The sequence below is a fragment of the Bacillus sp. C1 genome (genome assembly GCF_054570475.1).
The window spans coordinates 410,146-433,883 of record NZ_JBTMZT010000001.1 but is presented as its reverse complement, the minus strand read 5'-3'; the positions used below and the strand labels follow the sequence as shown (position 1 = coordinate 433,883).

34 protein-coding genes and 1 pseudogene are annotated in these 23,738 nt (G+C 35.4%); 11 read left to right on the top strand and 24 right to left on the bottom strand.

Annotation, left to right across the window (positions count from 1 at the left end; genetic code table 11):
- Positions 1–56 precede the first annotated feature (56 nt).
- From ACX5JI_RS02310 to ACX5JI_RS02295, 4 genes are all read left to right on the top strand, one after another.
- Complete coding sequence (locus ACX5JI_RS02310) at positions 57–638, top strand: TetR/AcrR family transcriptional regulator (RefSeq protein WP_459499488.1); 582 nt, start codon at positions 57–59, stop codon at positions 636–638.
- A 70-nt stretch (positions 639–708) separates the two neighbouring features.
- Positions 709–1,041: a DMT family transporter gene (locus ACX5JI_RS02305; protein ID WP_459499487.1), complete on the top strand. Its 333-nt coding sequence runs from the start codon at positions 709–711 to the stop codon at positions 1,039–1,041.
- 1 nt (position 1,042) lies between these two features.
- The gene (locus ACX5JI_RS02300; protein WP_459499486.1) at positions 1,043–1,357 is read left to right on the top strand and encodes a DMT family transporter; all 315 of its coding nucleotides are present in this window, start codon (positions 1,043–1,045) and stop codon (positions 1,355–1,357) included.
- Positions 1,358–1,373: 16 nt separating this feature from the next.
- A complete protein-coding gene (locus tag ACX5JI_RS02295) occupies positions 1,374–1,631 on the top strand; it encodes a DUF3975 family protein (RefSeq protein WP_459499485.1) in 258 nt (85 codons plus the stop codon).
- Between the two features lie 14 nt (positions 1,632–1,645).
- Here ACX5JI_RS02295 and ACX5JI_RS02290 read toward each other — a convergent pair whose 3' ends face one another.
- From ACX5JI_RS02290 to gcvT, 11 genes are all read right to left on the bottom strand, one after another.
- Entirely contained in the window at positions 1,646–1,852 is a 207-nt protein-coding gene (locus tag ACX5JI_RS02290) for a hypothetical protein (protein ID WP_459499484.1), read from the bottom strand.
- 331 nt (positions 1,853–2,183) lie between these two features.
- Positions 2,184–2,777, bottom strand: coding sequence for an ABC-2 transporter permease (locus ACX5JI_RS02285; RefSeq protein WP_459499483.1), 594 nt, complete (start codon positions 2,775–2,777; stop codon positions 2,184–2,186).
- Positions 2,778–2,797: 20 nt separating this feature from the next.
- Positions 2,798–3,424, bottom strand: coding sequence for an ABC-2 transporter permease (locus ACX5JI_RS02280; protein ID WP_459499482.1), 627 nt, complete (start codon positions 3,422–3,424; stop codon positions 2,798–2,800).
- Positions 3,425–3,457: 33 nt separating this feature from the next.
- A complete protein-coding gene (locus ACX5JI_RS02275) occupies positions 3,458–4,090 on the bottom strand; it encodes an ABC-2 transporter permease (protein WP_459499481.1) in 633 nt (210 codons plus the stop codon).
- 77 nt (positions 4,091–4,167) lie between these two features.
- Positions 4,168–5,040 carry an ABC transporter ATP-binding protein gene (locus ACX5JI_RS02270; RefSeq protein WP_459499480.1) on the bottom strand — a complete coding sequence of 291 codons (873 nt, stop codon included), beginning with the start codon at positions 5,038–5,040 and terminating at the stop codon, positions 4,168–4,170.
- A 5-nt stretch (positions 5,041–5,045) separates the two neighbouring features.
- Complete coding sequence (locus ACX5JI_RS02265) at positions 5,046–5,420, bottom strand: GntR family transcriptional regulator (RefSeq protein ID WP_459499479.1); 375 nt, start codon at positions 5,418–5,420, stop codon at positions 5,046–5,048.
- A 116-nt stretch (positions 5,421–5,536) separates the two neighbouring features.
- Positions 5,537–5,728 carry a hypothetical protein gene (locus tag ACX5JI_RS02260; RefSeq protein WP_459499478.1) on the bottom strand — a complete coding sequence of 64 codons (192 nt, stop codon included), beginning with the start codon at positions 5,726–5,728 and terminating at the stop codon, positions 5,537–5,539.
- Between the two features lie 70 nt (positions 5,729–5,798).
- Positions 5,799–6,023, bottom strand: coding sequence for a DUF3929 family protein (locus ACX5JI_RS02255; protein WP_459499477.1), 225 nt, complete (start codon positions 6,021–6,023; stop codon positions 5,799–5,801).
- Positions 6,024–6,285: 262 nt separating this feature from the next.
- Positions 6,286–7,761: an aminomethyl-transferring glycine dehydrogenase subunit 2 gene (gcvPB, locus tag ACX5JI_RS02250; RefSeq protein WP_459499475.1), complete on the bottom strand. Its 1,476-nt coding sequence runs from the start codon at positions 7,759–7,761 to the stop codon at positions 6,286–6,288.
- Positions 7,758–9,101, bottom strand: a complete 1,344-nt coding sequence (gcvPA, locus tag ACX5JI_RS02245) for an aminomethyl-transferring glycine dehydrogenase subunit 1 (protein WP_459499474.1) — start codon at positions 9,099–9,101, stop codon at positions 7,758–7,760. Before gcvPA ends, gcvPB begins: the two co-directional genes overlap by 4 nt.
- Positions 9,102–9,121: 20 nt before the next feature.
- Positions 9,122–10,222, bottom strand: coding sequence for a glycine cleavage system aminomethyltransferase GcvT (gene gcvT / locus ACX5JI_RS02240; RefSeq protein ID WP_459499472.1), 1,101 nt, complete (start codon positions 10,220–10,222; stop codon positions 9,122–9,124).
- A gap of 500 nt (positions 10,223–10,722) precedes the next feature.
- On the opposite strand from gcvT, the gene ACX5JI_RS02235 reads away from it, so the two are divergent.
- Positions 10,723–12,405 carry a DEAD/DEAH box helicase gene (locus tag ACX5JI_RS02235; RefSeq protein ID WP_459499471.1) on the top strand — a complete coding sequence of 561 codons (1,683 nt, stop codon included), beginning with the start codon at positions 10,723–10,725 and terminating at the stop codon, positions 12,403–12,405.
- Positions 12,392–13,186 carry a YqhG family protein gene (locus ACX5JI_RS02230; protein WP_459499470.1) on the top strand — a complete coding sequence of 265 codons (795 nt, stop codon included), beginning with the start codon at positions 12,392–12,394 and terminating at the stop codon, positions 13,184–13,186. Before ACX5JI_RS02235 ends, ACX5JI_RS02230 begins: the two co-directional genes overlap by 14 nt.
- A gap of 32 nt (positions 13,187–13,218) precedes the next feature.
- Here ACX5JI_RS02230 and ACX5JI_RS02225 read toward each other — a convergent pair whose 3' ends face one another.
- Together ACX5JI_RS02225 and ACX5JI_RS02220 are read right to left on the bottom strand one after the other, a co-directional pair.
- Positions 13,219–13,365: a hypothetical protein gene (locus tag ACX5JI_RS02225; RefSeq protein WP_459499469.1), complete on the bottom strand. Its 147-nt coding sequence runs from the start codon at positions 13,363–13,365 to the stop codon at positions 13,219–13,221.
- Between the two features lie 91 nt (positions 13,366–13,456).
- On the bottom strand, positions 13,457–13,684 hold the full coding sequence (locus ACX5JI_RS02220; RefSeq protein ID WP_017150839.1) for a hypothetical protein: 228 nt from the start codon (positions 13,682–13,684) through the stop codon (positions 13,457–13,459).
- Between the two features lie 85 nt (positions 13,685–13,769).
- Between ACX5JI_RS02220 and ACX5JI_RS02215 the strand changes: the two genes are divergently transcribed.
- Complete coding sequence (locus ACX5JI_RS02215; RefSeq protein ID WP_459499468.1) at positions 13,770–13,877, top strand: GTP pyrophosphokinase; 108 nt, start codon at positions 13,770–13,772, stop codon at positions 13,875–13,877.
- Between the two features lie 53 nt (positions 13,878–13,930).
- Here the strand turns inward: ACX5JI_RS02215 and ACX5JI_RS02210 are convergent, their stop codons facing one another.
- A complete protein-coding gene (locus ACX5JI_RS02210) occupies positions 13,931–14,383 on the bottom strand; it encodes a TlpA disulfide reductase family protein (RefSeq protein ID WP_459499466.1) in 453 nt (150 codons plus the stop codon).
- Between the two features lie 19 nt (positions 14,384–14,402).
- Positions 14,403–14,945, bottom strand: coding sequence for a peroxiredoxin (locus ACX5JI_RS02205; RefSeq protein WP_459499465.1), 543 nt, complete (start codon positions 14,943–14,945; stop codon positions 14,403–14,405).
- A 192-nt stretch (positions 14,946–15,137) separates the two neighbouring features.
- Here ACX5JI_RS02205 and ACX5JI_RS02200 point away from each other — a divergent pair, with 192 nt between their 5' ends.
- On the top strand, positions 15,138–15,770 hold the full coding sequence (locus tag ACX5JI_RS02200) for a VC0807 family protein (protein ID WP_459499463.1): 633 nt from the start codon (positions 15,138–15,140) through the stop codon (positions 15,768–15,770).
- 261 nt (positions 15,771–16,031) lie between these two features.
- On the opposite strand, the gene ACX5JI_RS02195 is transcribed toward ACX5JI_RS02200, so the two are convergent.
- The 9 genes and pseudogenes from ACX5JI_RS02195 to comGA all read right to left on the bottom strand — a co-directional run bounded on the left by ACX5JI_RS02195 (position 16,032) and on the right by comGA (position 20,819).
- Positions 16,032–16,232, bottom strand: coding sequence for a YqzE family protein (locus ACX5JI_RS02195; protein WP_459499462.1), 201 nt, complete (start codon positions 16,230–16,232; stop codon positions 16,032–16,034).
- Positions 16,233–16,270: 38 nt separating this feature from the next.
- Positions 16,271–16,768 carry a shikimate kinase gene (locus ACX5JI_RS02190; protein WP_459499461.1) on the bottom strand — a complete coding sequence of 166 codons (498 nt, stop codon included), beginning with the start codon at positions 16,766–16,768 and terminating at the stop codon, positions 16,271–16,273.
- Positions 16,769–16,887: 119 nt separating this feature from the next.
- Complete coding sequence (comGG, locus tag ACX5JI_RS02185; RefSeq protein ID WP_459499460.1) at positions 16,888–17,259, bottom strand: competence type IV pilus minor pilin ComGG; 372 nt, start codon at positions 17,257–17,259, stop codon at positions 16,888–16,890.
- Positions 17,256–17,717, bottom strand: a complete 462-nt coding sequence (gene comGF / locus ACX5JI_RS02180) for a competence type IV pilus minor pilin ComGF (protein ID WP_459500257.1) — start codon at positions 17,715–17,717, stop codon at positions 17,256–17,258. Before comGF ends, comGG begins: the two co-directional genes overlap by 4 nt.
- Positions 17,696–18,055, bottom strand: coding sequence for a competence type IV pilus minor pilin ComGE (gene comGE, locus ACX5JI_RS02175; protein ID WP_505307668.1), 360 nt, complete (start codon positions 18,053–18,055; stop codon positions 17,696–17,698). Before comGE ends, comGF begins: the two co-directional genes overlap by 22 nt.
- A pseudogene (gene comGD, locus ACX5JI_RS02170) lies at positions 17,991–18,437 on the bottom strand (competence type IV pilus minor pilin ComGD); the annotation flags it as partial. The pseudogene comGD and the gene comGE, both read right to left, overlap by 65 nt.
- Positions 18,434–18,736: a competence type IV pilus major pilin ComGC gene (gene comGC, locus ACX5JI_RS02165; protein ID WP_459499458.1), complete on the bottom strand. Its 303-nt coding sequence runs from the start codon at positions 18,734–18,736 to the stop codon at positions 18,434–18,436. The pseudogene comGD and the gene comGC, both read right to left, overlap by 4 nt.
- Before the next feature lie 12 nt (positions 18,737–18,748).
- Positions 18,749–19,789: a competence type IV pilus assembly protein ComGB gene (gene comGB, locus ACX5JI_RS02160; RefSeq protein WP_459499457.1), complete on the bottom strand. Its 1,041-nt coding sequence runs from the start codon at positions 19,787–19,789 to the stop codon at positions 18,749–18,751.
- A complete protein-coding gene (comGA, locus tag ACX5JI_RS02155) occupies positions 19,776–20,819 on the bottom strand; it encodes a competence type IV pilus ATPase ComGA (protein ID WP_459499456.1) in 1,044 nt (347 codons plus the stop codon). Before comGA ends, comGB begins: the two co-directional genes overlap by 14 nt.
- A 206-nt stretch (positions 20,820–21,025) precedes the next feature.
- Between comGA and ACX5JI_RS02150 the strand changes: the two genes are divergently transcribed.
- The 3 genes from ACX5JI_RS02150 (at position 21,026) to ACX5JI_RS02140 (ending at position 23,608) form a co-directional block, all read left to right on the top strand.
- Complete coding sequence (locus ACX5JI_RS02150) at positions 21,026–21,721, top strand: helix-turn-helix transcriptional regulator (protein WP_459499455.1); 696 nt, start codon at positions 21,026–21,028, stop codon at positions 21,719–21,721.
- Between the two features lie 140 nt (positions 21,722–21,861).
- Entirely contained in the window at positions 21,862–22,104 is a 243-nt protein-coding gene (locus ACX5JI_RS02145) for a DUF2626 domain-containing protein (protein ID WP_459499454.1), read from the top strand.
- A gap of 88 nt (positions 22,105–22,192) precedes the next feature.
- Entirely contained in the window at positions 22,193–23,608 is a 1,416-nt protein-coding gene (locus ACX5JI_RS02140) for an L-cystine transporter (RefSeq protein WP_459500256.1), read from the top strand.
- Positions 23,609–23,738 lie beyond the last annotated feature (130 nt).

The following is a 23,738-nucleotide window of genomic DNA, read 5'->3' as shown; positions in this document are numbered from 1 at the left end:
TATTGACTTTATTTTTTCTTTCTTTTATACTTAAACTAACGAACGGTAGGTAGGGGATGAAAATGACAGCAAATCGTATTAAAGCTGTAGCACTTTCTCATTTCGCACGCTATGGCTATGAAGGAACTTCATTAGCAAATATTGCACAAGAAGTCGGGATTAAAAAACCATCGATTTACGCACACTTTAAGGGAAAAGAAGAACTATACTTCATCTGCTTAGAAGCAGCCTTACAAAAAGACTTACAAAGCTTTACAGATGATATCGATAATTTCCCGAAATCATCCACCGAAGCTTTACTCATAAATCTTTTAAAAGGTTATGCGAAACGGTTTAGTGAAAGTGAAGAGTCAATGTTCTGGTTACGTACTTCGTATTTTCCACCTGATGCATTTCGCGAACAAATTATTGAAAAGGCAAATGCTCACATTGAAAACATCCGAACAATTTTGTTTCCTGTATTCAAACAAGCAAATGAACAAGGGGAACTGCATAGCATTGAAATACAAGACGCTTTAGAGGCTTATTTATGCTTACTTGACGGTCTTATGGTTGAACTATTATACGCTGGTTTAAATCGCTTTGAAACCCGTTTAAATGCCTCTTGGAAAGTATTTTGGCGTGGACTTTCACAATGACGGATTGCATATAGCAATGCGTCGTTTTTCAGCCCTTTACCTAACGACTGGTAGGAAGGAGAGATAATATATGGCATGGATTTATGTAATTGTAGCTGGGATTATTGAAATTTTTTGGGTAATTGGACTAAAACATGCAACAACCCCAATTGAATGGATCGGCGTTGCTCTTATAATCGCAATTAGTTTCGTCCTATTATTTAAAGCTTATAAAGATCTACCTGTTGGAACTGTATATGCTGTGTTTACAGGAATTGGAGCTGGTGGAATCGTTCTTACAGAAATCTTCATTTTCGGAGAACCATTTTCAATTGTAAAAATCTTATTTATCGGTTTAATCTTCTTTGGAGTAATCGGATTAAAACGCGTAACAAGTGAACAAGAAGAGAAGGAGGCTGCATAAAATGGCGTGGGTATTTTTAATTATCGCTGGTATTTGTGAGATTGTTGGTGTACTGTTTATGAAAGTAGCTACTGAAAAGAAAGGCTGGACACCAAAACTTATTTTGATCGCCAACTTTGGCGTCAGTTTCTTCTTCTTATCTCTTGCAATGAACTCATTACCGATGGGAACAGCTTACGCAATTTGGACTGGAATAGGAACTGCTGGAAGTGCACTTTTAGGTATTCTAATCTTCCGTGAATCAGCTGATTGGCGTCGCCTTGCTTTCTTAAGCTGCATTCTATGCGGTGCAGTTGGCTTAAAATTATTGAGTTAACCTTGAGGTGAATGTCATGTGGAAAGAAAAAGGAAAACAAATTATAACTGGTATTATAATTGGAATTGCGCTCCTACTACAAATGAGCTTTCATTTTATCGACTGGTTATTCCATAAAGGAATTTCTATTCTTACATTCCTTCCTAACATGGCACTTGAAGCTGTATCCATCATTTGGTCGATTGTTGCCTCCATTCTAATCATTATTATTTGGAATATCGCTAAACTTTGGAATAAAATAACTAGAAAAGACAGTCCTTCTGAAAAGAAGTAACTGTCTTTTTTTACTTAATCATTCTTATTTCTTGGTAATTTAAAGAAATTGGATGCAATAAGACATAGTACACCAAGAATAAAGACATCTGTTCCAACCTCTTTATTATTAAATTCAAATAAATTAATATCTTGATAAAATCCAAGTAGCATAAGACCTAAATTAAACAAAACGAGTCCAGTTCCAATTAGTATCCTTCCCACTAATGTCCGTTGTCTCATCATTCCATCCCCTCTCCTCATCTCTTTAAAATCCGGACATATTTCCAATCAAATCGGACATACTACACAAAAAAGGAGCTGGTTGTATGCAAAATTCCATACATAAACATATTCTATTGTTGTTCTTCCTTTTTCTTTTCTTTGTTATATGTTTCAGCCTTATATTACATGCACCAAAAGATATGCCGAGCACTGTTTCTATTTATAAGTTACTTCTGTGTTATTTCTCTTATTGAAAAAGGTGTCTTGTGATGAGACACCTTTTATAATTTGTATTTCTTTTTCTAAAAAACTGTTCCGAACAGCAATTTTCATCATCGTCTCTTGCTGTCTATATTTCTCTTCGCTCATATAATTTCATACAAACTAACATTGATAAACCCAACATACAAGTTGCACCAATGTATAAAAAAACGCTATGTAAGTTCACCTGCTCTATATTTATTTTAAAGAAAACCTCTAAAATCAATATTGGTGCAATTAACATAAAGCAGGCTGTGATCAGCGCTTTTTGATATCCTAACATAAAATATATTGGAAAAATTAAGCTAAGAGAAAGAACACTAAGGCTTATACTTGGCATAACTATTATTTTGATAAATTCTGTTATCTCGGCCTTTAGCTGGGTTCCTACTGTAAAGTAAGCAATGATGACGCTCACCATTAAAATAGCGATTGCAAATATATACTTTGCCAGTACAATTTGTTTTCTAGAGAGCGGTAGACTATTAAATATCTTGTCACTTTTATTTTTTTCATCACTATAAAATGTTCTCAGTATCACTAGAATCGGAATAACAACTACCATAAGTGTGAATGTACTCTGCTGATCTCGAGTTGCCATGTAGAATAAAAAAGGATATATAATATACCAAATTAATATCTTCCATTGCACGATAAAATCTTTTATAATCAGTTGCTTCATACAAATCCTCCCTTCTTCTTTTATAAATCACGCTCTTTATATAAACCAATCGATAAAAGCATAGATGCCATATAAATAAGACAAATTCCAGTTAAAAGAATTACATTTACGAATAGACTTGAACTCCACCCATTTTCTACATTTCCCCATAAATTTTTCACAATCATGCCGCTCGAAAAAGCAAATATTGTTCCTCCAAAAGGAGCAATATACTTTGAACTCATGTGCCCCATTCCAAAGCCGATAGGTAAAGCAATACTTGCATAAAGAGTTGCCCCAACAATCCCTCCAAGCATCGCTCCCCACATCATAGCGCCATTCATATCCAATGTTCCAAGTTGATGCTGAATCAATCCAATCATATATGATAGAATAATTCCTATTGCAATCAATATACTCGAAAATATGTACTTTGCTATCACAACTTCTTTGCGCCGAATCGGTAAACTACTTAATATAATTTCACTATTATTTTTCTCTTCAGAGCCTTCAGATACAATTATTCCAATAATTAGTATAGACAGGCAACATATTGTTAAGAGACTGTCATTATTCAAATTGATTACTAAAAGTAAGAACGGGTATCCCAGATAAAAAATCCCGATTCTCCGTTGCAATATTAAATCTTTCATGATTAGTTGCTGCATAATCCCCCCCTCCTAGCGCACAAACAACCGCTCTTATAACTCTTTTTCTCGAAACATTTGGATTGAAAAAACTATAGATACCATATATATCACTAACACCCCGATACCAATTGTCCCCATAACTACTATACAATTCTCAGAATGAAACACTTTTAGCATAATCGCTTTATCACCGAGAACATTACACATAAAACCAATCATTCCGACAAGCGGAAATATGATAACAATATTCAATATACTAACAGCCGAATAACCACCCATATATGTGATAGGAAGTGCCACTAGACTATAAATAATCGCCGCTATCCCAGCTGAAAACATTACATATCCTGGGATATTCACATTCTCATTCAAAAGACTATTTACTAATATCGCTACCATATATGTTATAGATAGCCCTAGTATAATAAAGAATACGCTTGATATGTATTTGGCTATAACGATGTCCTTTCTCGTTACCGGTAAACTCGCTAACATTTTTTCTACTTTGCTTTTATCTTCAAAATATAAAGAAGTGAATATAATTATACCGCATGTAAAAAAACAACCTATTGCGATTCCAAGTGGTTCAGCAGAATTCCTCAACAAAGAAAAAATAGGAATCAAACTATAGAATGGCCATATCTTTCTCTGTAAGAAAAATTCTTTCCAAATTAACTGCTTCATATAGATTCTCCTTTTTACAGATCCCGTTTTTCATAAAGTTTAATGGTAATACACATTTTGTAAAAAACAGTAAATCTTTATATACGAGCTGATACATAAGCACCCCTGCCCTTCGCGGTATAAACAACAATATCATCCAAAGTTGGTTTTTCCAGTACAACTTCGTTCCCAAACCAATCTTCAATTGCTTGCTTATCTTTCGCCAACCCTTCAAAGCCAAATTTATTTTTACGTAATCCGATAAAGAGTTCTTTTCCTTCAGAATCTAATAAGTCATTACTTCCTTTTACAACCACATATTTTTCTAATATTTCGTCTTTTTCTCCCGTAAAGACAATTTCGCCTTCGTGAATAAATGTAATATAATCAGCAATGCGCTCTAAGTCTGTTGTAATATGTGTCGAAAATAATACTGACACTTCTTCTTCCATCACCAGTTCTCGCAATATATCAAGTAGCTCACTACGGACAACCGGGTCTAAGCCTGATGTTGGTTCATCCATAATAATGAGCTCTGCATGATGTGATAAAGCCATCGCAATCGCAAATTTCATTTTCATCCCTTTTGATAACTGCTTAATCTTTTTATTTTTTGGTACTTGTAATCGATCCATATACCATTGATATTTTTCTTCATCCCATTTTTTATATAACGGTGCGATAATTCGTTTCATTTGTTCACACGTTAACTCTTCATAGTAATGATTTTCATCATATACAAATCCAATATTTTGTTTAATTTCTTTTTCAGCTTTTTTATTATCCTTGCCAAAAATGGTAATATCACCGCTATTTTGTCTTACTAAGTTCATAATCATTTTTATGGTTGTACTTTTCCCAGCGCCATTTGGTCCGACAAATCCCATAATATATCCACGTGGCAGTGTAAAACTTACATTTTTCACAGAAAAATCTTTATAGTTTTTACAAACATCTTTTAGCTCCAGCATAATACTTATTCCCCCTTATATAGCAACGCAATCATCTGTTGTAGTTCTTCAAGCGAAAGCTGTAAAAGTTTACTTTCATTCACAACCTCTTCCGCTTTATTTTCTAACAACCGCAATCGTTGTTCTCGCAAGAGCTCATTATTTTGCATGGAAACATATGTCCCTTTCCCAGCCACTGTTTCAATATATCCTTCTTTTTCAAGCTCTTCATAGGCGCGTTTCGTTGTAATGACACTAATTTGCAGTTCTTTCGCTAGACTGCGGATAGACGGCAATTGATCTCCCCCCTTTAGACCACCATTTAAGATAAGTTGCCGTAATTGCTTACTAATTTGCTCATAAATAGGATCTGGGGAAGAATTTGAAATAATAATATCCATGTTTTCCTCCATCGTGTATATACTGTACATACCTCTTATATACAGTATATACACGACATCCTATTTTTGGCAAGAAAAAAAGACCAACAATTTCCTGTTGGTCTTCCATATATGTATCACTTTTCAAAGCGATCTAACATTTCATCTCTCATCCCAAAGCTAACAACCGCAATTCCTACGTACATAAAAATAAGAAATGCCGGATGCACTGCGTTGTACCAGCTACTATCAACAATTAAATAAATCGTTAATGCTACAACAAGTACAAATGCTAAAAGAAACATATAAAAGTGTCTTGTACTACCCATAATAAACTCCTCTCTTCTCACTTCACCATTCAACAGTATATTTTATCGAATAATTCGATATGACTCAAGGCTAACTTTCTTTTATATAATCAAGTTCTACCTTTACAATGTCATGACAAGCTATTGAAATAATGGTTCCCTGCTTATCAATCGCCGTCACTTCTTCGTTATCCATGACACGATGTGCTACACGCTCTAACATTTTCCCATGATCTCGATAACAAAATTCTTTTATATCTTTAATTGTTTTACCGTTTTCTAAATGATATACCATCCTGTAACACTTATAGCCCATTCTCTCACCCCAATTTGTTCGTTTTTTCACATATACGAAAAAATGAGTTAGTTTTCCTCATTACCCCTTCTTAATTTCAATAAAATTCTAACAAAAATACACAATTTTATCAAACCGACTTTTTCAACAAAAAAGCTTAAAAACCAACTTTCTTCCACATTGTTTCATAAAAGATAAAATCTTTTACATTATTTTCATAAATTCTGCACAAATTCTCCACAAAAAAAGAACCCGCATATAGCGAGTTCTTTTTCACCTGTACTTAAACTTGTACAGGAGCTGGCTTTTGATAACGTAGCACTGGTTTACGAGCAGCCATTGTTTCATCAAGACGCTTAATTACTGTTGTATGCGGTGCTTCTTGAACAACTTCTGGATTTTCTTCTGCTTCTTTAGCAATTTGAATCATCTTATCAATGAAACCATCTAATGTTTCTTTTGATTCTGTTTCTGTCGGTTCAATCATAATACATTCTTCCACATTTAATGGGAAGTAAATTGTTGGTGGATGGTAACCGAAATCAAGCAAACGTTTTGCGATATCTAGCGTACGCACACCAAGTTTCTTTTGACGACGACCAGATAATACAAACTCATGCTTACAATGTCTATCAAATGGAAGATCATAAAATGGTGCTAATCTTCTCATCATATAGTTTGCATTTAATACAGCATATTCAGTTACTGCACGAAGGCCATCTGGACCCATAGAACGAATATACGTATACGCACGAACGTTAATTCCGAAATTACCATAGAATGGTTTCACGCGTCCAATTGCTTGTGGACGATCGTAGTTAAAGTGATAGCCATTTTCCGTTTTCTCTAAAATCGGTTTTGGTAAGAATGGAATTAAATCAGCTTTCACACCTACTGGACCAGAACCTGGACCACCGCCGCCATGCGGACCTGTAAATGTTTTATGAAGGTTTAAATGTACAACGTCAAATCCCATATCTCCTGGGCGTGCTTGACTTAATACCGCATTTAAGTTTGCACCATCATAGTATAATTTACCGCCTGCATTATGGACGATTTCTGCCATTTCTAAAATATTTTCTTCAAATAGACCAAGTGTATTTGGGTTTGTTAACATAAGTGCTGCTGTTTCTTCATTCACAACACGCTTTAAATCTTCTAAGTCAACAAGACCATTTTCATTTGATTTTACTGTAATTGTTTCAAAACCTGCTACTGTTGCAGATGCCGGGTTTGTTCCATGTGCAGAGTCAGGAACAATGACTTTCGTACGGTTAAAGTCACCTTTCGCTTCATGATATGCACGGATTAACATTAATCCTGTCCATTCTCCGTGTGCACCAGCTGCTGGTTGTAATGTAACAGTATCCATACCTGTAATTTCAATTAAATGCTCTTGTAAGTCGTACATTAATTCCATCGCACCTTGCACGGTTCTTTCATCTTGAAGTGGATGAATATTTGCAAAGCCTGGGAAACGAGCTACATTTTCATTAATTTTCGGATTGTATTTCATCGTACAAGATCCCAAAGGATAGAATCCAGAATCAACGCCATGATTACGATTTGAAAGTGCTGTATAATGGCGCATAATATCAAGCTCAGATACTTCTGGAAGCTCTGCATCTTCTACGCGAATATAATCGCTCTCAAACACATCTTCTAATTTCACTTCTTCTACATCTAATTGGGGTAAGCTATATCCTACGCGTCCTTCTCTACTCACTTCAAAAATAAGTGCTTGGTCTTGGTTCTTCATTGGATAGCCCCCATTTCGTTTACAAGTGTGTCAATTTCTTCTTTTGTACGAAGTTCTGTTACCGCTAAAAGCATATGATTTGTTAACTCTTTATAATCACGGCCTAGGTCGTAACCACCGATAATATTCTTTTGTACTAATACATCATTTACTTCTTGCACTGGACGTTTACAATCTACAACAAACTCATTGAAGAATGGTCTAGCAAATGTTACAGTAAATCCTTTTGCTTCAAATTGACGTTTTGCATATTGTGCTTTAGAAATATTTTGACGTGCCATTTCTTTCACACCTTGTTTTCCTAGGGCCGTCATTGCGACAGATGCTGCTAATGCATTTAGTGCTTGGTTTGAACAAATGTTAGATGTCGCTTTATCACGACGGATATGTTGTTCACGAGCTTGCAGTGTTAATACGAAGCCACGTTTGCCATCTGAATCCACAGTTTGTCCGACAAGACGTCCTGGAATTTTACGCATAAATGCTTTCGTTGTTGCAAAATAACCGCAGTGTGGTCCACCAAATTGCGTTGGAATACCAAATGGTTGCGCATCACCAATTACAATATCAGCTCCAAACTTACCTGGTGGTGTTAAAGCACCTAATGATAACGGGTTTGAAGAAACAATAAATAATGATTTTTGCTGATGAACGATTTTTTCAATATCAGCTAATTTTTCCACTTGTCCAAAGAAGTTTGGATATTGAACGATTACGCAAGCGACTGTATCATCTACTTCACTTTGTAATACATCTAAATCGGTTACACCGTCTTTATAATCAATTTCAACAACTTCAAGATGTTGACCTTTTGCATATGTTTCAAGTACCGCTCTTGATTCTGGATGAACTGCTTTAGAAACAAGAATTTTCTTTTTACGAGTATGACCTGCCGCTAGCATTGCCGCCTCCGCTAACGCTGTACCTCCATCATACATAGAGGAGTTTGCTACATCCATCCCTGTTAATTCACAAATCATTGTTTGGAATTCAAAAATCGCTTGTAATTCCCCTTGTGAAATTTCCGGTTGGTATGGCGTATAAGCTGTATAAAATTCCGAACGAGAAATAACATGATCAACAATGACTGGAGCATAATGATCGTATACACCTGCTCCTAAGAAAGAAGCATATTCTTTTAAGTTAGCGTTTTTACTAGCCATTTGAGATAACTCTTTTAAAAGTTCTGGCTCTGATTTTGCTTCTTTAATTTTTAAATCCCCTTTAAAACGAACACTCTCTGGAATATCAGAGAATAACTCATCAATCGTTTGAACACCGATCGTTTGTAACATTTCTTTTTTGTCTTCTTCTGTCATTGGAAGATAACGATGCAACATGAAATCTACCCCTCTCCCCGTTACTTTGAACGTTTGTAAAATGGTGTTGGAACAACTACTGCTTTAACACGTTTATTACGAATCTCAATTTCTACTTCTGTATCAACTGCTGCGTATTTTACATCAACTAATGCTAAACCAATACTTTTCTTTAACGTTGGAGATTGTGTACCACTTGTAACTTCCCCGATTTTTTCTTCGCCTACATATACAGGATAATGTGTGCGAGGAATACCGCGGTCGATTACTTCAATGCCGACTAATTTACGAGGTGCACCGTTTTCTTTGTATTCCTTTAATGTTTCTTTTCCAAAGAAATCTACCTCTTTGTTTGTTTTTACTGCAAAGCCAATTCCAGCTTCAATTGGTGTAATATCTTTTGACAGTTCTTGCCCATAAAGTGGAAGTGTTGCTTCAAAGCGAAGTGTATCACGCGCTCCTAAACCACATGGCTTTAAGCCGTCTGCTACTCCAACTTCAAGAAGTTTCTCCCAAATTTTCGCAGCATCTTCGCTCTTGCAGTAAATTTCAAATCCATCTTCACCTGTATACCCAGTGCGAGATACAAGTGCTGGAGTTCCATCTACAAGCACTTCATTTTTAAATTTAAAGAACTTAATTTCTTTCAAATCTTCTGACACAACTTTTTGTAAAATGCCCTCTGCTTTTGGTCCTTGAATTGCAAGCTGTGCAATTTCACTAGAAACATTGACTACTTTCGTATCGCCAATAACATGACTTGCTAACCATTCGTAATCTTTCTCGATATTCGATGCATTGATTACTAATAAATAGTCTTCTTCATCACGCTTGTAGATTAATAAATCATCTACAGTACCACCATTTTCATAACACATTGCTGTATATTGTGCCCCTCCTACTTTTAAAGTAGAAACGTCATTTGTCACAACACGTTGTAAAAATGCTAAACTATCTGCACCTGTGACCTCAACTTCTCCCATGTGAGACACATCAAACAGGCCCGCTGCTGTACGAACAGCCTCGTGCTCTTCTTTAATACTTGAAAATTGAACTGGTAATTCCCAACCACCAAAGTCGATTGTTTTCCCACCATACTTTGCGTAAATATCAAATAGCGGTGTACGTTGTAATGTAATCATGTTCTTTCCCCCTTATGCTGTCTATGACAAATCGATAAAGTGAAACTTTAATCAGTGGAGGGGCTTCAGCCACCCACTGATTATTAGCCCTCACCAATCGGGCTTTTACGGGCAGTTGAGCCTCCGCCACAGTCTTGGCTTTCACTGAGTTTTAAGGTAAAGGTCTTACTGCCCGTTAAAGCGGGATAAAAGTTGGCTTCCCGTATCTAAACATTTTTTATTCAGAAAAGATGGGATATACGGAATCTCGAGGCATTTTTTTATGAAAGCGTAAATAAAAAAGTACTTTCTTGGATAAAATACGAAAGATTCCATACATTTCACACCATTATCCTAACATTTTTCGATCTATTTCATCAATATTCTAGCATAAAAAATAATTTGGAATTTTTCATTCTTATACTTGCAAAAAACGACTTCACCTAAAATGCTAGAAATGAAAGTTTTGGTGAAGGGCATACTAATAACTGTTTTAGTTTACAAAAGGTGGGAGAGTTTCAATGAATGTCGATATTTCCGTAGATCGGACATGGCAAAATAATTTTTTAAAACGAATTGATGAAGACGGTCCTTGGACAAATTGGGAACTATATGATTTAGCTTATAAAACAGAAAAATCATTACTTATCCCTACATTTGATGGTTTGCAAGCACCGAAACATTTATCTCATTTCACACCACTTCCTCATCAATTAGAAGTGGCACAAACTGTTATTGAACAAATGAATGGAAAAGCAATTCTAGCCGATGAAGTTGGACTCGGGAAAACCATTGAAGCAGGTCTTATTTTAAAAGAATATATGGTGCGGGGTCTTGTAAAAAAAGTACTGATACTTGTTCCAGCCTCCCTTGTTTCACAGTGGGCATATGAACTGAACACAAAATTTTTTATTCCAGCTGTTGCTCAAAGGAAAAGCTACTCATGGGAACAAGCAGACGTCATCGTTTCATCCATCGATACAGCGAAGCGTTCACCACATCGTGATATCGTTTTAAACCTAGAATATGATCTCATCATTATTGATGAGGCACATAAACTCAAAAATAATAAAACAAAAAACTATGAATTTGCCCAGCACCTAAAAAAGAAATTTTGTTTATTATTAACTGCAACACCTGTCCAAAACAAAATCGATGAAATCTTTAATCTTGTTTCTTTATTAAAACCAGGACATTTGGGCAACCAATCTAACTTCGAAGAATATTATGCTTCTAAAAATCGCTCAGCAGAGTCTGATGAAGATTTGAAAGCACTCATCAATAAAGTGATGGTAAGAAATCGACGGAATGGTACCGGGATTGAATGGCCAAAAAGGCACGTTCGAACAATATTTGTTGATTTTAATGAGGAAGAACAAGCTTTATACAAAGCAATTGAACATTGGAAAGGACAAGATGCCTTTACCTCTGCGTTTTCATCATTAACTTTAAAACGAGAAGTATGTAGCAGCCGTGAAGCTGTTTATTATTCACTCAAAAAACATGTAGAAAAAAGGAAAAAAGAAAACGAAAATTATATTCCAGACCCCTATATCAATGTTTTAATGGAAAAAATCAATCATATTCCTTTCAATTCAAAAGCCAATCAAGCACTAGAGCTTATAAAAGAAATCGATGATAAAGTCGTTATTTTTACAGAATATAGAGCTTCGCAAATGTATTTACAATGGTTTTTAAAACAACACGGCATTTCATCTGTACCATTTCGCGGTGGATTTAAGCGCGGAAAAAAAGATTGGATGAAAGAGCTGTTTCAAAATCACGCACAAGTACTCATTGCAACGGAAGCTGGTGGTGAAGGGATTAACTTACAATTTTGTAGTCATATGATTAACTACGACTTACCATGGAATCCGATGCGACTTGAACAGCGAATTGGACGTATTCACAGGCTTGGACAAAAAAACGATGTCCATATTTATAACTTAGCAACAAAACATACAGTGGAAGAACACATTTTGAAACTTCTATATGAGAAAATCAATTTATTTGAAAGAGTCATCGGTGAATTAGATGAAATTTTAACACGGATTAATATGAAAAATATTGATGCACACATTCAAGAAATTTTCACGCAATCAAAAAGCGAAGGAGAAATTCGAATTAAAATGGAAAATTTAACATCCATTATCGACTTTGCAAAAAGAAATGAAGCTGAGGTGCAAGGCTATGCAGCAACATGAAATTCATAATTATTTATGGAACTTTTTTGAAGCAAACAACTGTGAAATTTCAAAGCGTTTCCCCCATCTATTAGATGTACAATTAACAATTGAAATGGATAAACTATTGATGAACCGCCCTTTTTATTGGCATTATCTTGAGAAAACAGGCGGTATACCGAATCCAATGCGACTCACTCTCATTACCGATCCAAAGAATGATGAAGACGAAGGTGAGCTTATTCACTACGGCTCTCCTCGCCTACATCAAATTTTCCAAACAACAAAAGAGCTCGGCTCCTACATACGTTTATTTGAAGCAGTGAATTCTAGTGGTGTAACTCATACACCACTTCATCCATGGCTTGGGGTTAATGTCAAAGTATGCTATCAATGCGATCGAAAGAAAGACATGCTTCATTCCATCGGGATTCATCTTATTTCTGGAACAATGATTACCAATTTCCATGAAACATTGACGAACATTCAGCTCACGCCCAAAATACCAGATTTCAGTTTTACACTCACTCCCATTATTAAACCGCAAAGCGGCTTGCAGCGAATAGAAGATGCATTAAAAAATATCATTACGGCAGATGATCATACATGGGCTGATGAAGCCAATGTACGCTGGAATCATGATTTAGCACTTCTGAATCGCTTTTACGAAGAAAGTGAAGAACTACCAGAAAGCTATGAAATTGAAAAACAAGCATTACAGGAACAATACGAACCACGTATTACAATGCAAATCATAAATGGTGGGCTCTTTTATGTAACCACTAATCATTTTTTTTCATAAGAAAAGCCCCTTCATATGTGAAGGAGCTTTTCTTATATTTTCCCATTATACTTTCGGCCATCATTATGTTCCTGTTGCTGTTTTTCTGTCATTCGCTTTTGATATGCTCTATCTTTTGCACTCACATGGTTTGCATCTGTTGGAAGATTCTTCTTGGAACGCCCTATGCCATTACTCATCACTTTCACCCCTTATCCTTTTCAACTGCACTCTTATTGTCAGCTAAAGGAGCAATCCTTATACAAAAATAAGAGGAGCTTTTCACTCCTCTTATTCCTTCACATATTTCTGAAACATATCATGTAAGCCTTGATTTACGAGATGAGAGATCTGTTCGTCAGATTTATGCGGATAACGATCGCGCAACCTGATAGATGCTTTCACCATTAAATTTTCTAATACAGAACGGCCACCTTCACCATAAATAATTTCAGCATATTCTACAAGTCTTCCATCTTCGATTGTTGCTGGATTATGATTAAAGAAAAATTTACTCATTGTCTCCACCTCTCTTTTTTGATAACGTTTACATTTATATAAATTATTTATGTTATTTATTTCACAATATTGTATGCACGTATAGATGATTAGTTTCATTATAAAACAACATGAAGATAGGAATAACGTAAGTTTTCGTCAATTTTGTGAACAAACCGCCAGAAATGAAAGCGTTTTAATTATTATATACTAAAAAAGATTACCACGCTAGGGGCAATCTTTTTATTTCTATTAAACTATTATAACTTACGCTTCGTTTGCTTCGTTTAATACACGTTCAAGACGTTTGCGAAGCATCGGCATTCCGCTGCCACCTGCTTGGAAATGACGAAGCTTTCCTTCTTTATCAAATACATAGTAAGCAGGAACATATTTATTTTCAAATGCATCTGTAATCGCATGTTTGCTATCAACTAAAATTGTTTGAATGATGTCGTGGCTTTCTGCCATTTTTTCAATTACCGCTAAGTCTAAATCTTCTTCTGAACGAGGCATATGCACAGCTACAACATTTAAGCGATCATCGTACTCATCGCGTAATTCATTTACTTCTGGCATAGCTTCTTTACATAAGTAACAGCTTACAGACCAAAAGTGAATTAATGTTGGCTTATCTCCAATTAAATCTTCACGCGTTACTGCGTCATTTAAAATTTCTGTTGCACCTTCTAATGATGGCATTTGTTCACGTAATTTCATTTTATATTCCTCCTATAACTTATAAAGTTTCTTGACCTGGTTTCCAGTTCGCTGGGCAAAGTCCACCTGTTTGCAGAGCTTGCAGAACGCGTAATACTTCATCTACTTCACGTCCGATATTATTATGGTGTACAACTTGATACATTAATTCACCTTCTGGGCTAATGATAAATAATCCGCGTAATGCGATTCCTTCATCTTCTAATAACACGCCGTATTCGCTTGAGACAACATGGTTTGTATCAGCTGCCAATGGGTAACGTAAGTCGCCTAAACCATTTTTCGTACGCTCTGTATTAATCCACGCTAAGTGTGTGTGTACTGTATCTGTAGAAACACCGATTACTTCCGCATCTAAATCTTCAAACTCATCGTAGCGATCAGATAGTGCAATAATTTCTGTTGGACAAACAAAAGTGAAGTCCATTGGATAGAAATATAATACTGTCCATTTATCATTTTTCATATTTTCTTCTAAACTAACATTTTTAAATTCCTTATTTGGCATTACTGCATTCATCTCGAAACGTGGTGCTTGTTTCCCTACTAAACGTTTTGTCATATTTATATTCATCCTCCTGAAGCTAATTGAGATTAATTTCTAATTTATAATGATTACAATTTGTATTATATACAAGTTATTAAATTAAAGTCAACACTAAATTAAAATTACTTTAATTTAATTCCTATTATCAATTAGTCTTATACAATATTCAGAAACTATGTTGTAAAATATAGAATAAGGAGGATTACAATGAATCAAAATAAAAAAGCTATATTTGATATTATCTTTTACCTCGTCTTTCCTTTTCTCATCTGGAAATTCGCAAAACCACATATTGATCCTTATTATGCAATGCTTATTTCTTCGGTACCAGGAATTCTTTATACACTGTACTGCTTTAAGAAAGAAAAGCAGTTCAACGTCACAGGGTTCTTTATTTTGATTACCCTCATTGCTAACACGACAGTAGATCTATTATCCGGTTCTGCTGAGAGAATGCTTTGGAATGATGCATATTACCATATCGTACTCGGATGCATTGTCATCTTTACAATCTTTATTAAAAAGCCGCTCATGTTATATTTCGCAGCTGATATTGCAGCTTTGCAAGGACATGACCGAGATAAAAGTCGCGCTCTTTACCGTGACAAACGCATATATCCGGCCTTACAATACTTAACATTATTTTTCGGTCTCCAATTCATTTTAAAAAGCTTTTTAAAAATCTATTTCATTTCTGTTTTTGGTGTAGAAGGATATGGGGAAATGAGAGCAATCATGACCGCTGTTGGTTGGGGAATTTCTATATGTATCGGAATCGGATTTGTATGGGTTAATAATAAAATACACGCAGTAACGGAACAAAAAGAATCCACACAATAAAGTGAAACTTTAATCAGCCCTCACGAATCGGGCTTTTACGGACAATCAATCTCCCACCTAACTTCCTTGCATTCACTGAATTTCGAGGTGGGAGTCTTACTGCCCGCAAATTAAAAACTATCCTAAAAGACCGTAAAAAAATCCCCAGCTATTACGCTAGGGATTTTTTATAAGTTTCTCTGCCAAAAGTATATACTAACCTTTAGAATGTTACTATACCGCCTAATCTCATTACTATTTGACAAATCATCCTGACTTTTATTAACTTGATTTTTCTCTTTTCTTCTTTACATTTTGATACAACAAAGCAGCACTAAGGGGCATCATACCAAACCATCTGTTTAAAAATGGCGCTTTTTCAGCCCGGCGCTTTTCTTTCTTCTGCTTTCTATCCTCTTTTGGAGCATCCATATACGATACAAATTGTTGTGTCACAAACCGCACATAATCATTTGTAGACATATAATTATCACCTCTACTTGATTAGTATGCCCACTTTTTTATTCACTAATCTTTTTCTCTAGTTCTGTCATAATCTCTTCCACACTTTTATTCGTTGTATCGATATATATATCTGCTTCCTCATAATATGCCCGGCGTTTTTCAAATTTCTCTACAAACGCCTCTATGTTCTCTTTTTGAAACAATGGACGCGCCGTGTCTTCACGAAGACGTTCCGCGATAACATACGGATCGCAATATAAATACACAACCGTGCCATTCTCTTTCATCCACTGGCGATTTTCCGCTCGCTCAACAATTCCTCCACCAGTTGTAATAATTACATGACTCGTTGGCAAAGAACGTAGCATTTCGCTTTCATATTCCCGAAATGCATTTTCCCCTTCTTCTGAAAAAATATCCCGAATTATCTTTTCTTGCTTCTCTTCAATTTTTTGATCGGTATCTATAACTGAAAGATGCAGTTGCTCACTTAATCTTCTCCCAATTGTTGTTTTTCCGGCTCCCATATAGCCTATTATATATATGCTCTTCATTTCGTTACCTCTTTTCTATCAAGTCGGGCATTGCTTCACTATTTGTATTATAGCGAAAGATGAGCTGATATGGTTTATTATATATATGATTTGCACAAATGAAGAAAACTCCTACTTCATCAATCTTCCGTCCAATTCATCATTCTTTTATTTATTTTATCGTATTGAAAATTCACATGATAAGAATGGTTCTGTTTCGTCATACACCGTAATGTAACAAAGACAATTTCGTTTTCAAATACGTAGTTTCCATTTGCTTCACCATTTTCATATTGGAATAAAAAGACGTCATTTTGTTCTTTTTGTTCTAAATCTTCTTTTATAGAAAAAACTGCTTGATCTGTAATCTCCTCTAATAAAAACTTTTGCTGCGTTCCCTTATAAAACCTTTGATCAGATTGCAACATATTTATTTCATACATAAAAAATGCAAATAGTACGAAGAGGAGAATTAATGTACTCGGCAACGCAAAGCCAGCTTGATTTCTCATATCTCCATCTCCGGAGCTGTATATCGCGTTACTACCCCGTGATGCACTTTACCGCTTATATCTTGCACGTGGATAGATAACATATACGGTGTTACATTATAAGAAACTGAACTTACCTTTTGTAATATAATTTCCCTTCCTAGTGTGTTTACTTTTCTTACAACATTACTTCCTAACATTTCATATGTCACATGATCACCATTATTCATTTGAAAAAGTATAATACTCCCTTTCTCTCCTAACCGGACGGCTTCCCTCATTTGAAGTTCTCGAAACTCTAATTGTACTTGTTCCACGAACACATCCCATTCCCAACTGTTTATTTGTCCGGAATATGGTTTCTCAATAAATAAACTGTGAAAACGCGGTACAAGCAAAAAGAAAACAGATACAAATAATAAACATAACATCATTTCTAATAACGTAAAACCAGCTTCTATTTTTTGACATGGCGACATTGTTCCATTCTTCTTTGTTTCGTATCTTTCCAACTTGTACAAACCTCTTCTCCTTGCCAATAAGTCAGGTACATAAAACCATCTATCGTCTCCTCTTTTTGCTGCTTCAACTGATTTTGATACATATATAGTCCTACTTCTCTCTTCAATAGTACATATGCTTTATATCGAAGTTGAATATTTTTTCTTTCTTGCATAATAAGAAGTGTTTGCGGAAGTAATAGCGACACAGTCATCATTAATAAACTTAACGATACGAGCATCTCGATCATAACTGACCCTTTTTGGCACTTCACGATACGTAAATCTCCCTCTCCCAAGTTGAAATACAATTTCATATGTGCGTGCACGATACGAAAGTAAAATTGTACCACCTTGGTTTATATTCCCCTTGGCATTATAGGTCATTGGATTCGGAAAAGTATTTAAATGAATATGAATATCACGTTCATATTCACGAATCATAAGAGAACGTGCGTCCCCCGATTCCCAAATACTGTACATATGTTTCGCGGGAACCCACCGTAACATATGTACATTTCGTCGGGTGATAGATAACTGCTGCATATACAAAATATCTTGTGAAAATTGTTTCAAAAAATGTTCGACCTTTTGCTTCTCATATAGTGGAGCTACATTAAAATAAGTAACAATGCTTACTATAGAAATGATAGATAAGACGAGAAGCATTTCTATAAATGTAAAGCCATCTTGTTTCACGCTTTACCAACCGATACCGTACCGTCCTCACTTGAAATACTGATTGGTTCCCCTTTTGGACATGTTGTAGAAGTAATATACTTGTCTTTCACTAATTCGTCGATTGTTGGTATCTTATTATGTTGTAATTGATAAGCCTGTACTTGTGCTTCGACAGATTTCACGTACGCATCACAACCTTTTCCTTGTACAGAAGAACGTTGCGAGATGACGTTTGGAATGATTAATAACAGCAATACAGATATTACAAGCATGACTAATAGCATCTCTAAAAGAGTGAATCCTTTTTCATTCTTCACACAAACGACCCCCTAAATGGAATTCATCATTTGAAACATCGGCATAATCATTGCTAAATACATAAGGACAACTATTATGCCAATACATGTAAATAAAAGCGGTTGAATAATGACTAAAATACGCTGAATCTTCCCTTCCATTTTTTCAATTGTTAATTCACTATAATCACCTAGTTCTGCTGCCAAGTTTCCGTTTGCTTGTCCATGCGCAATCACGTAAGACAGTTCATGCTCATAATAACTACTCTTCATAATAATAGAATCCAGTTGTTCTCCTGCACTTAACAACTCTTCAATCCGAGTGGCTTCACATTGAAAAAATGGGTGATGTTTTTGTTCAATCATTAACATTAGCGCCTCAAGTACCGATAACCCTCCTTGTAATAAACCGCTTAATTGAGCAGAAATATAATGAGAATTTGCTAGTATAAGAAATGTTTTTATAAAAGGAATACGAATCATAATATTCATTCTTTGAACGGGATGAAGTTTTTGTATATAAAATACATAAATACACATTCCTAACATGACGCAGAGAAAAAATCCCCCAACCATGTATGGAAGTATTTGAATAAACAGCATAATATGATCGGTAAATGAAGCTGAGGAAGCACGTAAAGAACTATATAACGTTTCAAATTGTGGAAGTAAAACGAAGTTGAATACAGCAAGTATCCCTAATAGAAAAAGAGATAGAAACACCGGATAGCGAAGCACTTTCATCATATCCTTTTGATGTTTATCTTTTCTATACAGTAATATACTTCCTTGTTGCAACGCGAAAGAAATATCACCATGTCGTTGTGCATAAAATAAATAACTTAGTATATCTGGATGGAACATAAGTTGTTGAAAAGCATCATGAATACTTTTACCATTTTTCAACTCTTCTGTGATATGTTGCAATTGAATTTTCTTTTGAGCAGATAATTGAAACTGTAAGAACTCTAATGCTTGCAAAAGCGAATAACCCTTTTCTAACAAGTCCCCAAGCCTTTTTAATAATAAGACTTGTTCATGTAATCGCCATCCTTTTCTTTCAAACATAGACATCCTCTTCTAAAAATCCTAAAGCATATCCTTTTCTTACACATGATTGTAATGTTTCATACTGATACGTTACACGCTCTCCATTCGCTTCGCGAATCGCCTGTTTCAATTCATGACCATATAACAACTCATAAATACTTGCTTGCCGCACTTTTCTCATTGCTTTACAGAGCGGCGAGCATTTCCCTTTGCAAAATGGACATTTCAATTCAACAAGGCGCTGTGCTGCCACAGCAAGTAACGATTGTTCAATTTCTTGGCGCGTAATCCCATAATCCATCAAACGTAATACCGTTCCTTTTGCGTCGTTTGTATGCAGCGTTGTCATTACTAAATGGCCTGTTAAACTCGCACGTACAGCTACTTTTGCTGTTTCTTCATCACGAATTTCACCGACTAAAATAATATCAGGATCATGGCGCAAAATCGCTTTTAAACCCGATGTATACGTGATGCCTGCTTTTTCATTAATTTGGATTTGTAATAAACCATCCTTTCGCTTTTCGATTGGATCCTCAAGTGTAACAATACGACGTGTTTGCCCCTTTTTCGCTACCTCTAACAAAGCATACATTGTTGTTGTTTTTCCTGATCCAGTCGGTCCAGTAAATACGAGTAATCCATGAGAATGATGTAAAAAAGAGAGAAGTGTTTTTGCCGAACTCGGGAATAAAGAAAGATGAGAAAGTGGTTGAACCGATGCTTGTAAATGCAAACGAATGACTAGACTTTCTAAATACACCGTTGGCAGTGTAGAAAGACGCAAATGTACTTCTTGCCCATCGATTTGTAAATACAATGATCCATTTTGTGGCTTACGCCGTTCCCCTATATCCATAGATGCTAAAAATTTAAAATGCGAAACAAGTCTTTCTCCAAATTCTTTTCCGATACAATGTTTCGTTACTAAGTCTTTCCCAATACGTAGTTGTATGGCTGCATCTTCTTGCCGCGGCACGATATGTAAATCCGATGCCTGTAGTGCACATGCTTCTTTCATAATTGTATTGGCGAAATATTCAACACCATTCATAATCCATCCCCTCCTCACTATGTATATATCACGAAAAAATAGATAAGAAAAATCAGAACTTTACTGTTTTCCACACTATAAAAAGGAAAAATATGTTTGTGAATTTATGAACAATTTCTGAATTATTAACTCAAATTACCTATAGGTAACTTTATCTGTATTATAATGTTAATATCTTGGATAAAGTGATAAAGGTGGAGATCCTCATGGAACAAGCTTTAAAAATTACAGGTGTACTATCTGATCCAACTCGTTATTATATTTATAAATATATTTCTCAAAAACATAGTTACGTAACTGTACAAGAAATTGCAGATGAATTTAATATCCATCCAAACGTAGCACGTCTACATTTATCAAAATTAGAAGATGTTAATATGTTGAAATCTGAAACGAAGAAAACGGGAAAAGGTGGAAGACCAAGCCGATTGTATGTATTGTCTGAGGACTTAATTCAATTGCAATTTCCATTTCGCGATTATCAATTATTAGCGAAAATCGCTTTCAATTCATTACTAAACCTCGGCGCGGCCGCTGAACAAGCACTATATGAAACAGGCAAACAGTTTGGTAAAGAATTAATGGAACAACATATGCAACGTTTAAACGTTGATGAAGATTCATTAACATTAGAACATAAAGTTCAAATTGCAAAAGAAGCGTTATCAACTGCTGGTCTATCCCCTACTTTTGAGTTAAGCACAGACGGTACACAAATTTTCTATGATGTTTACAATTGTCCATTTAAGGAAGTTGCTGTTCATCATCCAGAACAAATTTGTAACATGCACAGCGATATGATGGAAGGAATTTTCGAAATCATATTCCCTAACACGGAATTAACACGAAACGACAATTTATTAGATGGATGTAAATCTTGTAACTATACCGTTCAACTATAACTACTTTCATATGTAAAATGTGGCAAAAAGAAGTCAATTTACTTTGGCTTCTTTTCTTTTTTCGCAAATATTTACAATAGTAAGAAAAATGAACTATAATGAAGAGAGGTTTACTTTTTTTAGAAAAGGAGGGAGATTGCATGGAGCGCATGTTTCGCGTTCTCGGCTTTTGGACTGGAATTTTCTCGGTTATGTTTTACTTAGGGGATATGCACGCAACTGCACTATTATTTTTAGGACAAACGGGATTCTTCGTACTTTTAAGTTATTTAAAATTAACAGAGCGTATGTATATATACGTATTCGGGGCATATTTAACGGTTTTCTTCATTGGATTTACATACTATACAACATTCTTACTTGTTCCTGGTACTGGGCATTAAAAAGGTGGCAAATTGCCATCTTTTTTTTATTTTTCTAAATAACCTAGTTGACTTATAGGTTTTATTGAAATATATTTTATATAACAGATTGGAATTAGGGGGAATCATCATGAATACACTGCTAGTCGGAATTAACATAGCGGTCATGCTCATTTTAGTTAGCGTATTGTATTATATGCAGCGTAAGCATGTATCTTTTAATAAACGCGTATTTACTGCTTTAGGAGTCGGAATTACATTCGGTATTATTTTACAATTCATCTATGAACCTACTTCTAAAGTCATTATTGAATCTAATAACTGGTTTAACTTAATTGGTAGCGGCTACGTGAAATTGCTACAAATGATTGTTATGCCACTTATTTTAGTTTCCATTATTTCAGCATTTACAAAGTTAAAATTAACTAAAAATCTCGGTAAAATTAGCGGACTTATTATTGGAATTTTAATCCTGACAACTGGGATCGCTGCCGCTGTTGGTATCGCTGCAAGTGCTGGGTTTGACGTTCAAGCAACTGGCTTACAACAAGGTGATGCAGAAACAGCTCGCTTAAAATTAGTGGAAGAAAAATTTAGTTCAATTGAACAAACACCAATTCCACAAAAATTATTGGAACTATTACCTACAAATCCGTTTCTTGATTTAACTGGTGCACGTCCAACGTCAACAATTTCTGTTGTAATTTTTGCTGCTTTCATTGGAATCGCCTTTATCGGTGTAAAAAGAAAATATCCAGAACAAGCAGAATTATTTACGAAAATGCTTGATGCTGCCTATGCAATTGTAATGCGTATGGTAACGTTAATTTTACGCCTTACTCCATACGGCGTATTAGCTCTTATGACAAAAACAGTCGCTGGTAGTGATATAAGTGCCATTTTAAAACTTGGTAACTTTGTTCTAGCATCTTATGTAGCACTTATCGTTATGTTTGTCATTCACTTATTGTTAATTGCTCTATCTGGTTTAAATCCAATTCAATATGTAAAGAAAGTGTTCCCAGTATTAACATTTGCCTTCACTTCTCGCTCTAGCGCGGGTGCAATGCCATTAAATATTGAAGCACAAAAAGAAAAACTTGGTGTTTCTGAAGGAATTGCGAACTTTGCTGCTTCCTTCGGAGTATCTATTGGTCAAAACGGTTGCGCAGGTATTTATCCAGCTATGCTTGCGATGATGGTCGCTCCAACAGTAGGAATTGATCCATTACAACCACAATTCATTTTAACTTTAATCGCTGTTGTTGCAATTAGCTCCTTTGGCGTTGCTGGCGTAGGCGGTGGAGCAACATTCGCTGCATTAATCGTCCTTTCAACAATGAACTTACCAATCGGTATTGTCGCTCTTGTTATCTCTGTTGAGCCATTAATCGATATGGGGCGTACAGCGCTAAACGTAAGTGGTTCAATGACAGCAGGTCTTATTTCTAGTAAATGGCTTGGTGAGTTAGACCATGAGACGTATAATCAAGAAGATATAACAAGCAAAGAAGTTGCTTCGTAAAAAAGAGGAATTCTCAAAAAAGGAATGCTATATCTAAAATGTACCCTATAGAATAGACACTTTGAAAAAAGTCTGTTCTATAGGGTATTTCTTGTATAATAAGAGAAAAATCGGGATCGGAGAAAGTTCA